The sequence below is a fragment of the Pelagibacterium sp. genome (assembly GCF_965249125.1).
Lineage (GTDB): Bacteria > Pseudomonadota > Alphaproteobacteria > Rhizobiales > Devosiaceae > Pelagibacterium.
On sequence record NZ_OZ252217.1, the window covers coordinates 2,674,598 to 2,686,243 of the forward strand.

Annotated in this window: 11 protein-coding genes; 2 read left to right on the plus strand and 9 right to left on the minus strand. The window is 61.8% G+C overall.

Annotated elements, in window-relative coordinates; genetic code table 11:
• Window positions 1-164 precede the first annotated feature (164 nt).
• From phoB to ACP148_RS13095, 7 genes are all read right to left on the minus strand, one after another.
• Window positions 165-863 carry a phosphate regulon transcriptional regulator PhoB gene (phoB, locus tag ACP148_RS13065; protein ID WP_421952616.1) on the minus strand — a complete coding sequence of 233 codons (699 nt, stop codon included), beginning with the start codon at window positions 861-863 and terminating at the stop codon, window positions 165-167.
• Between the two features lie 3 nt (window positions 864-866).
• Entirely contained in the window at window positions 867-1,574 is a 708-nt protein-coding gene (phoU, locus tag ACP148_RS13070; RefSeq protein WP_421952615.1) for a phosphate signaling complex protein PhoU, read from the minus strand.
• Between the two features lie 13 nt (window positions 1,575-1,587).
• Window positions 1,588-2,457 carry a phosphate ABC transporter ATP-binding protein PstB gene (pstB, locus tag ACP148_RS13075; RefSeq protein ID WP_421952614.1) on the minus strand — a complete coding sequence of 290 codons (870 nt, stop codon included), beginning with the start codon at window positions 2,455-2,457 and terminating at the stop codon, window positions 1,588-1,590.
• Entirely contained in the window at window positions 2,454-3,809 is a 1,356-nt protein-coding gene (gene pstA, locus ACP148_RS13080; RefSeq protein WP_421952613.1) for a phosphate ABC transporter permease PstA, read from the minus strand. The genes pstB and pstA overlap by 4 nt, the downstream gene beginning before the upstream one ends.
• Window positions 3,810-3,811: 2 nt before the next feature.
• Entirely contained in the window at window positions 3,812-5,188 is a 1,377-nt protein-coding gene (gene pstC / locus ACP148_RS13085) for a phosphate ABC transporter permease subunit PstC (protein ID WP_421952612.1), read from the minus strand.
• A gap of 111 nt (window positions 5,189-5,299) precedes the next feature.
• Entirely contained in the window at window positions 5,300-6,331 is a 1,032-nt protein-coding gene (locus tag ACP148_RS13090) for a PstS family phosphate ABC transporter substrate-binding protein (protein WP_421952611.1), read from the minus strand.
• A gap of 231 nt (window positions 6,332-6,562) precedes the next feature.
• Window positions 6,563-7,810 carry a sensor histidine kinase gene (locus tag ACP148_RS13095; protein ID WP_421952610.1) on the minus strand — a complete coding sequence of 416 codons (1,248 nt, stop codon included), beginning with the start codon at window positions 7,808-7,810 and terminating at the stop codon, window positions 6,563-6,565.
• Between the two features lie 139 nt (window positions 7,811-7,949).
• On the opposite strand from ACP148_RS13095, the gene ppk2 reads away from it, so the two are divergent.
• Both ppk2 and ACP148_RS13105 read left to right on the plus strand, forming a co-directional pair.
• Window positions 7,950-8,789, plus strand: a complete 840-nt coding sequence (ppk2, locus tag ACP148_RS13100) for a polyphosphate kinase 2 (RefSeq protein WP_421952609.1) — start codon at window positions 7,950-7,952, stop codon at window positions 8,787-8,789.
• 33 nt (window positions 8,790-8,822) lie between these two features.
• Window positions 8,823-9,743 (plus strand): sugar kinase, encoded by a 921-nt coding sequence (locus ACP148_RS13105; protein WP_421952608.1) that lies wholly within the window; start codon window positions 8,823-8,825, stop codon window positions 9,741-9,743.
• Here ACP148_RS13105 and ACP148_RS13110 read toward each other — a convergent pair.
• Together ACP148_RS13110 and ACP148_RS13115 are read right to left on the minus strand one after the other, a co-directional pair.
• A complete protein-coding gene (locus ACP148_RS13110; RefSeq protein WP_425033529.1) occupies window positions 9,737-11,011 on the minus strand; it encodes a DUF3422 family protein in 1,275 nt (424 codons plus the stop codon). The two genes, ACP148_RS13105 and ACP148_RS13110, sit on opposite strands and share 7 nt — an antisense overlap.
• 90 nt (window positions 11,012-11,101) lie before the next feature.
• A complete protein-coding gene (locus ACP148_RS13115; RefSeq protein ID WP_421952606.1) occupies window positions 11,102-11,644 on the minus strand; it encodes a DUF924 family protein in 543 nt (180 codons plus the stop codon).
• Between the last annotated feature and the right edge of the window lie 2 nt (window positions 11,645-11,646).

An 11,646-nucleotide genomic window follows, 5' to 3' on the forward strand; every position in this document is an offset into this window, starting at 1 on the left:
GCTCTATACCGCCCGAACTATCGCGCCTAAACAAGACTCGTCAAGTCAAGTTTCCTGCGCGCCGGAGCGGATCGAAAGCCGGGATATTTGTGCGGGAACGAATTTGCAACCGCACCGACGGGGTTGGCGATGAGGGGACACCTCCACGCCAATACCCGGTGGCCTCAGGTGGCGACGAACTTTTCGTCGAAGGCGTAGCCGGCACCGCGGACAGTGCGGATCGGGTCCTTGACGCGACCCCTGTTGATGGCCTTGCGCAACCGGCCGACATGGACGTCCACAGTGCGCTCGTCGACATAGACGTCGGTGCCCCAGACGCCATCGAGCAGTTGCTCGCGCGAATAGACACGGCCGGGATTGCCCATGAGATATTCGAGCAGACGGTATTCGGTGGGGCCGAGATGGACTTCCTTGCCCGAGCGGCGGACGCGATGGGTCGTGCGGTCGAGCTCGATATCGCCGGCCTTGAGTATGGCTGCGATCAATTGCGGGTTGGACCGGCGCAGCAGCGCGTTGATACGGGCCATGAGTTCGGGGAGCGAGAAGGGTTTGACGACGTAATCGTCGGCACCGGTCGCCAGCCCGCGCACCCGTTCTTCTTCCTCGCCGCGCGCGGTGAGCATGATGATCGGGATACGGGCGGTATCGGTGCGGGCCCGGATGCGGCGGCAGATTTCGATGCCCGACGTGCCCGGCAGCATCCAGTCGAGCAGGATGATGTCGGGGGTATTCTCGGCAATGCGCAGCATCGCCTCTTCGGCGTCTTCGGCCGTCGCGACGGAGAAATCTTCCGCCTCAAGATTGTATCGCAGAAGTTCGACGAGATCGGCTTCGTCTTCGACAACAAGAACCTGCGGGGTCATTGACTAGCCCTTGATCTGCTCGCGCGTGAAATCCTCGGCCTCGGCGGTCAACGTCTTGCCGGTGGCCAGGAAATAGGCCTGTTCCGCGATATTGGTGGAGTGGTCGCCCACCCGCTCGAGATTCTTGCCGCAGAACAGCAGGTGCGTACACATTGTGATGTTGCGCGGATCTTCCATCATGTAGGTGAGCAGTTCGCGGAACAGGGAGACATAGAGCGCGTCGACGTCGGTGTCGCGCTCGACAACATCGACCGCCATGTCCTTGTCGCGGGCGGCGAAGGCATCGAGGGCCAGCTTGACCTGGCGCTGAACGAGTTCGCCCATGTGGCGCAGGCCGTTCTTGAACTGGACCGACATGCCGATGCCTTCGAACTGGGTCGAGCGACGGGCCGTGGATTTGGCCATGTCGCCGATGCGTTCGAGGTCGTTGGCGACGTGGATCGACGCGATGACCAGGCGCAGATCCTGCGCCATGGGCTGGCGGCGGGCGATTATCGAGACAGCCATCTCGTCGATGTGCGACTGCATGGCGTCGACCTTCTTGTCGGCGGCCACCGTGGCCATCGCGAGTTCGGCATCGGAGCGGATAAGGGCATCGGTGGCGTTGGAAATCGCCTTTTCCACCAGCCCGCCCATTTCCGAAATCGAGCGGGCCAGTTCGGTCAGTTCGTCCTCGTAGGAGGTGACAATATGTTCGTTTGAATTGGGCATAATTTCGCGTCTCCTACCCGATGCGGCCAGTGATATAATCCTGGGTGCGCTTTTCGCGGGGATTGGTGAAGATTGCCTCGGTCGGACCTTCCTCGATCAGCTTGCCGAGATGGAAGAACGCGGTTTTTTGCGAAACACGAGCGGCCTGCTGCATGGAGTGGGTCACGATGACGATTGTGTAGTTGGCGCGCAATTCGTCGATCAGTTCCTCGATGATTGCTGTCGCGATCGGATCCAGGGCCGAGCACGGCTCGTCCATCAGGATCACCTCGGGACCCACGGCCATGGCGCGGGCGATGCACAGACGTTGCTGCTGACCGCCGGAAAGCCCGGTGCCGGGCGAATGAAGCCGATCCTTAACCTCTTCGAACAGCCCGGCCTTCTGCAGCGAGGTGACAACGATCTCCTCGAGATCGGTCTTGTTGCGGGCAAGTCCGTGAATCCGGGGGCCGTAAGCAACGTTTTCAAAGATCGATTTCGGGAACGGGTTGGGCTTTTGAAACACCATGCCGATGCGAGCGCGCAGTTCGACAACGTCGAGGCTGGGATCATAGAGATTGTCGCCGTCGAGCGCGACCTTGCCGGTGACCCGGCACCCCTCGATGGTATCGTTCATGCGGTTGATGCAGCGCAGGAACGTCGACTTGCCGCAACCGGACGGGCCGATAAAGGCGCTCACGGCCTTTTCGGGGATGTCGATCGAGACATCGAACAGCGCCTGCTTGTCGCCGTAAAATACCGAAACGTCCTGGGCCTTGAGACGCGCGGGGTGGCCGGTATCGTCGGGCGTGCGTACTGTCTGGTAGCCGGTCTCGCCGGTCGCTGAGCTGGTCTGGTTCATCGGAGGCGTTGCACTCCTGTCCATTGTGGTTCCGATTGTCATTTGCGGCGCTCCAATCGCGTGCGCAGGAAGATGGCGATGGCATTCAAAAGGATCATCATCCCCAGAAGGACCATAATGGCAGCCGAGGTGCGGGCTTCAAAGAAATTCCGGTTCTCATTGCCCTGCCAGAGATAGATCTGGACCGGCAGAGCCGTTGCCGAGTCCATCGGGTTTGCCGGAATGTTGGCGATGAAGGCGCTCATGCCGATCAGCAAGAGCGGCGCCGTTTCGCCCAGGGCCTGGGCGACGCCGATAATGGTGGCGGTCAGGATGCCGGGGAAGGTCAGCGGCAGGACGTGGTGGAACACCGTCTGGTTGCGCGAGGCGCCGAGTCCGAGCGCCGCCTGGCGCAGCGAGGGGGGCACGGCCCGCAATGACGAACGGGTGGCGATGATGATCGTCGGCAGCGTCATCAATGTCAGCACAAGACCGCCGACCAGCGGCGCCGAGCGTGGCAGGCCGAGATAGTTGATGAACACCGCAGCGCCCAGGAGACCGAAGACGATGGAGGGCACCGCGGCCAGATTGTTGATGTTGACCTCGATGAGATCGGTCCAACGGTTCTTGGGCGCGAATTCTTCGAGATAAACAGCACTCGCGACACCGATGGGCACAGCCAGGACGATAACGATCAGCATCATGTAGAGCGAGCCCATGAACGCCCCCGCCAGGCCGGCCGAAGCGGGCGCGGAGCGGCTGTCGACATTTGTGAAGATGTGCCAGGCGAAATCGAAGCTGATGACGCCTTCAGCGAGAAGTCGATCGGCGAGCTGACGGGTTGAAGCAGAAAGCTGCTGGCGGGAGTCGGGCTGAGTGCGGTCGATTGTGCCCTTGAGCCAGTTATCGGTATTGGCCGAGGCGAGCATGGTCACCGGCACTGTCTGACCGAGCACAGCGGGATCGGCGATATAGCGGTCGCGAAGCTGGAAACGGGCAGCGGACGTGACCAGCGCAAGGATTTCGCGGCTTTCGATGTCGAAATCGGGCGCGGTCCTGCGAACCGCCGTTTCGACGATGGCGTTCCAGTTGGAAAGGGTGACGTCGCGCTGCCATTGGCTGATCGCCGCGCGGTAGTCAGCGTCCGATGCACTGTCCTGACGTTCGGGTTGCGGTCCGCCTTCGATGAGTTCGGGATCGAAATAGACTTCGGCATGCAGCGTGGACTGCCAGAAGGACGGCAGGCCCTTGGAGATGATCATCCCAAACAGGATGGCGACGAAACCCAGCGCGGCGGCAATCGAGAGGATGCCGGCCCAGCGGAACATGGCTTCGCTGCGATGGCGCCGCGCGAGACTCTTGCGGACGCGCTCGCGATTTCCGGATTCGGGGCTGGAGAGCAATGTATCGGTCATGGCTATTCGTATTGCTCCCTGAACTTGCGGACGATGTAGAGGGCCAACACGTTGAGCAGCAGGGTCATGACGAACAGCGTCAGCCCCAGCGCGAAAGCCACGAGCGATTGCGGACTGGTGAAATCGGCGTCGCCGGTCAGCTGGTTGACGATGCTCACGGTTACCGTCGATGTGGGCTCGGCGGGATTGAAGCGCAGGACGGGGCTGTTGCCTGCCGCCAAAACCACGATCATGGTTTCACCGATGGCCCGGCTGACGGCGAGGAGGATGGCTCCGACGATCCCCGGCAGCGCCGCAGGCAGGAGAACCCTGCGGATGGTTTCGGACTGGGTTGCGCCGAGGCCCAGCGAGCCGTCGCGCATGGTGCGCGGCACCTGGGCGATGATGTCGTCGCTGAGCGAGGAGATGAACGGAATGATCATGATGCCCATCACCACACCGGCGGTCAGCGCGCTGGTTGCGTTGATATCGAGCCCGACGGCATCGCCGACCCCCGCGAGGAAGGGACCAACGGTGACCAGCGCGAAAAAGCCGTAAACAATGGTGGGGATACCAGCCAGCACCTCGATGATGGGCTTGACCACATTGCGGACACGCTCGTGGGCGTACTGGGACAGATAGATCGCCGACATCAGCCCTATGGGCACAGCGACCAGCATGGCGATCAGGCCTATCATCAACGTGCCCCACAGGAGCGGCAGCAGCCCATATTCGCCGGCCGAGCCCGTGCCAGTCGACTGGAAGCGCGGGTTCCAGGTGGTGCCGAAAAAGAATTCGAGCGGATTTATGAACGAGAAGAACCGCAGAGCATCGGCCAGAAGCGACAGCACGATGCCAATCGTTGTCAGGATGGCGACGGTCGAGCAGGCAATCAGTCCGATACGCACGGCCATTTCGACCTCGGTGCGCGCCCGGAGCCGCGCGCCGATACGGCGCTGCGCCAGAAAGAGAGCGCCTGCGCCCAAAGCGGCAGCGGCGCCGATCACGGCAAGGAAGGAGACGAGCTGGAAGGTCTCAAAGGCGCGGGCCGCCGCCACTTCCTCGGGTGCGGGCTCACCGACCACACCAAATCCGTTGGCAAGAGCCTGGACCCGGCTGATGACCGCCTGGAGCTGAACCTGGGAAAGCTGGGCCGTTTCGGGGGGCAATTGCGCCAGAATGAACGCATGCCAAACCGAGCCGCTGAACAGCGCCCAAAGGCCGAGCACGACGATGGCCGGCAGAAGCGCGAAAAGGGCAACAAGAACACCGTGGTAGATCGGGCGTGAATGCAAGCGTTCGCTGCTTGCTCCGGCCAGCCTGCGGCTGCGCGACCAGCCGACCTGATAGGATATGGTGAGGAGAACCAGAAGAAGGGCTGCGATGACGAAAGCGTTCACGGCGGACTGGTCCTTCCAGACGGGCTGGGGCTCTCACACCCCCGTTAAGGCTATAAAGCCAGCAGCGGAAGGCCCCGGACAAGACCGGGACCTTCCTGTTTTGCGCGCCGATTACTGCGGCTGATACTGGTCGCCATTGTTGAAGGCGTCGAGCTGTGCGGCAAGGAAGTCGCTGGAAGCGGGAACGAGGCCGGCAGCTTCGAGGATACCGCCCGAACCGGCCATCTGGTCGGACAGGAAGAAAGCAATATAGTCCTCGATGCCCGGGACAACGCCGATATGAGCACCCTTGACATAGAACTGCAACGGACGGGAAACCGGGTAATCGCCGGCAGCGATGGTGTCGAGCGTCGGTTCCACGCCGGACACTGTGGCAACCTTGAGGGTGTCGCGGTTCTGGTCATAAAAGGACAGGCCGAACACGCCGATGGCCGAAGGGTTCGACTGAAGGCGGGCCAGGGTCTCGGTGTAGTCACCGGCGATCTCGACCACAACGTCCTGACGCGGGGTCAGACAAGCGGCCTCCATGGCGTCTTCTTCCATTTCAGGAAGACCGGCTTCTTCGCAACCAGCTTCAAGAACGCGAAGATCGAAAACTTCGCGGGTGCCGTGGTTGGTGCCCGGGATGGCAACGAAGATGTCCTGGTCAGGCAGCGAGGCATCGATTTCCGACCAGTTGGCGTAGGGGTTGTCGACCATTTCACCGTCGACGGGAACCTGGGCGGCAATGGCCTTGTAGAGGTGGACGGGCTCGAGAGCGAAATCGCCCTGCTCAATGCCGGTGGCGAAAACGATGCCGTCATAGCCGAAAACGACTTCGCGGACGTCTTCAACGCCATTGGCCTGGCAGCTTTCCAGTTCGCTGGCGCTCATCTTGGACGAGGAGTTAGCGATATCGAGCGTGCTTTCACCAACGCCTTCGCAAAGCTGACGCTTGCCGCCGCCCGAACCGCCACCGGCAACATTGGGCGTGTTGTAGTCGGGGAAGGCGTTGCCGAACTCTTCGGCAACGATCGAGGAGAACGGCAGAACGGTGGAGGAACCGGCGATCTGGATGGTGTCGCGAGTCTGGGCCTGAGCGGAGGTTGCGCCAAAGGCGGCAACCACGGCGAGCGCTGCGCCTGCGTAAAGTGCGGATTTCATGATGTGCTCTTCCTCTGTGTCAGAAGCGTCCGGGCATTTGCCCCTGGGTTTGATGAAACCGAAACTTTTCGGCCCCATCTCGAAAACACGGGCAAACTAGGGCCGGCAGCTAAAGGTTCTATGTCGTTTCAGTGACAGTTGAATGACACCGCAAATCATTGGATTCAAACATGAAAAAGCACAGCACCCTGTGGGAAACGATGCTTTGACGACAATTGTGACAGATACCGCTCAGCGCGGCAGAAGGATTTCCACGCGAGTGCCCTCGCCCAGCTTGGAGCGTATGGAGAGCTGACCGTGATGGCGGGCGACGATGTGCTTGACGATGGCAAGGCCCAGGCCCGTGCCCTTCTTCTTGCGATTGGCTTCCGCATCGCCGCGGTAGAAGCGCTCGGTCAGGCGCGGGACGTGCTCTTGGGCAATACCGGCGCCAAAATCGGTGACGGTAATGGCGTGATGGTCACCTGATCGGCTGGCGCTTGCAGCCAGAGCGATTTCCACCCTGCCCCCGTCCCCACCATATTTGATGGCGTTGTCGGCAAGGTTTTCAACGACCTCGAACAGCTCCTGCCTGTCCCCAATGATGGTCACGGGTTCATCGGGCAGTTTGAGATCGAGAACAAGCTCGGTCGCTTCGATCTTGGGCTCTAGGGTTTCGGCAACCTCGCGCAGCAACAGGTTGAGGTTGACCTCGGTGGTCGGCTTGACGTGCTGACGCAATTCGATGCGCGAGAGCGAGAGCAGGTCATCGATCAGGCCCGACATGCGCTCGGACTGGCTGCGCATGATGCCGAGGAATCGGGCGCGCGCCGCCTCGTCCTTTGCGGCCGGCCCCTGCAATGTGTCGATGAAACCCATGAGCGAGGTCAAAGGCGTGCGCAGTTCGTGGCTGGCATTGGCGATGAAATCGCCGCGCATGCGGTCGGTGCGCTTCTGCTCAGTGAAATCGTAAAGCGTGATCGCGACGAAGCTGCGGTCCTCTGCCGGCCGGTATGGAACCACGGACGCGCGATACCAGGTTTCGTTGGGGACGGGAATGTGCAGTTCGGTGCTTTGCGCCGCGCCCGTCCCGATGGCCTTGTCGATGGCCTCGACGAGGTCGGGGTCACGCAGGGTGAAAGCCAGGGGATCGCCTGTCCGGGCGCGGGGAAAGCGTTTGAGGGCGGCGGGATTGCGATAGATCAGCACCGCGCGTTCGTTGATGATGAGACAGGGTTCGGTGAGGATGTCGGAAAACCCCTCGACGGCCGCATCGATGCCGGCAAGCGCCCCCGCTTCCTCGTTTTCGGCATCCGCGTTGCGCGAGGTCCGGGTCGCAATGGCGCTGATGGCGACAATCGCCAGGATGACCACACCCGAATCGAGAGGGGCCAGCCTGCCCAGCACACCAAGTGCCAATACGATAAGCACAGCCGCACCGCCAACCAGCAGCGGCGGTGCCATGACGATCGGCCGGCCCGCCTCGGGTCGCGTCCTCACCCTGTGTCCTGTGCTCATTGCAAATGAATCATCAATCATGACAATGGCCATATCGCGCGCGCATGACAATGGCATGATGGATCGGGCGCGGACGATTGTTACAGTTGCGACACAAAGCGCCTGAGAGGACTTGATTTCAATGAGTGCCTTCGACCTCGAAAATCCCGAACTGGACGACACCATCAAGGACCGGGCGCTGACCAGTGGCGGCTATCCCTACAACGAAGGCTTGAAAACCAAGGACTACGAAAAACATCTGCGGGCGTTGCAGATCGAGCTGGTCAAGCTTCAGCGCCACATGGCGCAGACCGGAGAGCGCGTGTTGGCCATTTTCGAGGGCCGGGATTCGGCGGGCAAGGGCGGCACGATCAAGCGCTTTTTGGAAAACCTCAACCCGCGCAACGCGCGCACCGTTGCCCTGCCGGTTCCATCGGACCGCGAGCGCACGCAATGGTATTTCCAGCGCTATGTGACGCACCTGCCGGCGGGCGGTGAAATCGTTTTGTTCGACCGTTCCTGGTACAATCGGGCAGTGGTCGAGCCCGTGATGGGGTTCTGCACACCGGGCCAGACCGAGAGCTTTCTGCACGAGGCGCCACCCTTCGAGCGGATGATCACTGAAGAAGGCATCCATTTTTTCAAGTTCTGGCTGGAAATCGGGCGGGAAATGCAACTCAAGCGTTTCCATGACCGCCAACACGACCCGCTCAAGATCTGGAAACTTTCGCCGGTCGATCTCAAGGCGCTCGACAAGTGGGACGAATACACAAAGGCGCGCAACAAGATGTTCGTGGCCACCGATACGCCCGACACGCCCTGGACGCTGATCCGGGCCAACGACAAGAAGCGCGCCCGCATCGCGGCGATACAGTCGGTGCTGTGGCCGATCGACTATACGGACAAGGATTTTTCGGCGATCGGGGAAATCGACCACAACATCGTCATGTCTCCTGAAGGCTTTCTCGCCAGGGCCGGATAGGGTATTGCGAGGCGCAAAACGGGGAGGACGCGTGTGAGCCGGACAGCAGTTTCCATCGGCGAAGCCATGATCGAAATGAGCGGGGGCGAGGACCGCACCTACAGGCAGGGTTTTGCCGGGGACACGCTCAACACCGCCTACTACCTCAACGCGCTGCTCGGTGCGGACTGGACTGTGCGCTATGCGACGGCAGTGGGGGACGATCTCTATTCCCGCCAGATGGTCGAATTTATCGGGCAAACCGGCATCGATACCGGCGCAATCCGGACAATTAAGGGCAAGCGCGCGGGGCTCTACATGATCCATCAGGCCGATGGTGACCGCCATTTTACCTATTGGCGCGACACTTCGGCGGCCAAGCTGCTCGCCGATGATGCGACAGCGCTGCAAGAGGCGCTGGAGCGTGCCGACCTTATCTATTTCTCGGGTATCACGCTTGCAATTCTTGCTCCCCAAGCGCGGGAGCGGTTGATTGCGGCGATCGGGGCGCGGCGTGCAGCCGGAGCGCTTGTGGCTTTCGACCCCAATATCCGACCGGCCCTGTGGGCGGACAACAAGAGCGTGGTCGAGGCGCTGACCGAGGCGGCAAAGGTTTCGCGCATCGTCCTGCCCACGCATGCCGACGAGGTTCCCTATTTCGGCGATTCCGACGATGAAGCAACCGCGCTGCGGTATCTTTCAGCAGGCTGCGACGAGGTGGTCGTCAAGAACGGCGCCGATCCGGCGCTTGTTGTGACGCGCGACGGACAGTGGCGCGTGGGCGCAAGACAAGTCGCCAAGGTTGTCGATGCGACCGGAGCGGGCGACAGTTTCAATGGCGGTTATCTGGCGGCACGGCTGGCCGGCGCCAGCCCCGAGGATGCTGCCAGAGCGGGCCATGCCACCGCTTCGGTGGTCATCGGCCATCATGGCGCGCTGATCGCGAAAAATCTGCTCGAACGCAGCGATCAGTGATCTTTCCGGCCCTTGTCGAACCCGCGCCTTATGGCGCGCAGGCCAAAGAAAACCGCGACAAGAGCGATGGGCGAGAGGATAGAGATGGCGAGCGTCTTGCTCCAGCCCGTCGCTTCAAGCGGCCCGGCCAGCGCGTAGCCTAAAATGCCGATCAGATAGTAAGTGATGGCAATCGTCGAGAGCCCCTCGACGGTGTGCTGCAGGCGGAACTGGCTGCGCGCCGTTTCAGCGATGGTTTCGAGCACCGATTTGTTCTGGATCTGCATGTCGAGGCTGATGCGCACATTGAGCAGTTCGACGGCGCGCTGCAGCTTTTCGAGGAGGACGGCGAGCCGCTTGTCCATGGCCTCGCAGGTCGCCAAAGCCGGTTCGACCCGGTTGCCGATGAAGCTCGACAGCGAGGACCCCTGCCCCAGCGTCGTTTCGCGCAGCTTTTCGAGCCGGTTGCGCAGGATCGCGCCATAGGCATAGGCGGCGGCGAAGCGGTAATTGAGCTGCTCGGAAATCTGGCCTGAGCGCACGGCGAGCGCGTGCAGGCTCTTGAGCCGCTCCTGTACGGCGTCGGTGGTCTCGACGGCCGAAAGATCGGTCATCACGTCGGTCAGGCCCATCTCGACGGCGCGCAGGTCGGGGCCGGCCCGGCGGGCGAGCGGCAGGGCCAGGAGCGCCATGTTGCGGTAGGTCTCGATCTCGAGGATGCGGCGCAGCGTGATGGCGCGTCGCAGGGGCGAGAGCTTGCCGGCGGCAAATTCGAACCGGATGAACTTGTCCTTGTCGGGCACGAAATCGGTGGCCAATTGGGCATTGGCGTGTTCGACGGCGACCAGGCAGAGGCTCGTGGGGCTGAACGAGGGGAACACCCGCTCGGGCAATTCGGGCTCGTCCATCAGATCGACCCGCATGGCCCCCACCAGTTCGGCCTCACCGACGGCATCCAGCCCGATATCTTGCGGCCAGCTCTCGGCGTCGGTCAGCGCCGCGTACCAGGTGATGGTGATGAATTCGGTGTGAAACTCCCAGGTCGCCACGCGTTCGGGTGTGGTGAACTGGTACTGGCGGCTGCCGTCATCCTTTACGGCATGGCCGTTGCGCGCCGCGAACTGGCGGAATTCCTCCATGGCCTTGCGCATGCCGCCCGAGCGGTTGGGCACTGTCAGAACCAGACGCCGCACACGCATATTGGGAGCGACGAGTTCGACGGGACGCGCGTGCAGTTCGGCCAGAACCGCCTCGCGATAGGGATGGTCAGCTATGGGTGCCGCGAACATTGTTTCCGAGCCTCAAAGACAGCGTCCGCGCATCGTACGCTCTCTCAAAAGTCATACCCATGCACCTTTGGTGTGATGCGCGCTTTTGACCTAATAGGCTTTGCCCTCGCGCTCTTTCATATAGGCCAGCTCCTCTGGCGTGGAGGTCCGGCCCAAAGCTGCGTTGCGGAGCGGAAAGCGGCCGAAGCGGGCGATGATGTCGTGGTGCTCTGTGGCGTAGGGCAGATATTGATCGTCACCGAGCGATTGGAAAAGCCGCACGGACTCCTGCTGAATGGCCGGCGATTCCGAGTGCTGGTAGGGCATATAGGCAAAGAGCCTTTCATGGACCGAAAGGTCGGCATCAAGGCCGCGCGAAACGACTTCCTGGGCCAGCGCAAGCGCCATGGTGTCCGATGCGAATGCCGAGGCGCTGCCGCGATTGAATTGCCGCGAGAGCTGATCGAGCAGGATGATTTCGGCGAGCCGGCCCCTGGGTGTTTCGCGCCAGGTCCAGAGTTCGGAGCGTATGGCCCTGGCGTGAACGTCGCTGAGCCGAGCCGCGCAGCGGGCATCGAATTCGGGGTCGCCCGAATACCAGTCTTGGGGGCCATGTTCGACGAACCAGAACTCAAGGACATCATCGGGCTGCATGA

Coding starts and splice junctions, on each gene's coding strand:
- pstA (WP_421952613.1), bottom strand. CDS start 3,809: ATGACCGATACATTGCTCTCCAGCCCCGAATCCGGAAATCGCGAGCGC.
- ppk2 (WP_421952609.1), top strand. CDS start 7,950: ATGAGTGCCTTCGACCTCGAAAATCCCGAACTGGACGACACCATCAAG.
- ACP148_RS13110 (WP_425033529.1), bottom strand. CDS start 11,011: ATGTTCGCGGCACCCATAGCTGACCATCCCTATCGCGAGGCGGTTCTG.
- pstB (WP_421952614.1), bottom strand. CDS start 2,457: ATGACAATCGGAACCACAATGGACAGGAGTGCAACGCCTCCGATGAAC.
- ACP148_RS13115 (WP_421952606.1), bottom strand. CDS start 11,644: ATGCAGCCCGATGATGTCCTTGAGTTCTGGTTCGTCGAACATGGCCCC.
- phoB (WP_421952616.1), bottom strand. CDS start 863: ATGACCCCGCAGGTTCTTGTTGTCGAAGACGAAGCCGATCTCGTCGAA.
- phoU (WP_421952615.1), bottom strand. CDS start 1,574: ATGCCCAATTCAAACGAACATATTGTCACCTCCTACGAGGACGAACTG.
- ACP148_RS13090 (WP_421952611.1), bottom strand. CDS start 6,331: ATGAAATCCGCACTTTACGCAGGCGCAGCGCTCGCCGTGGTTGCCGCC.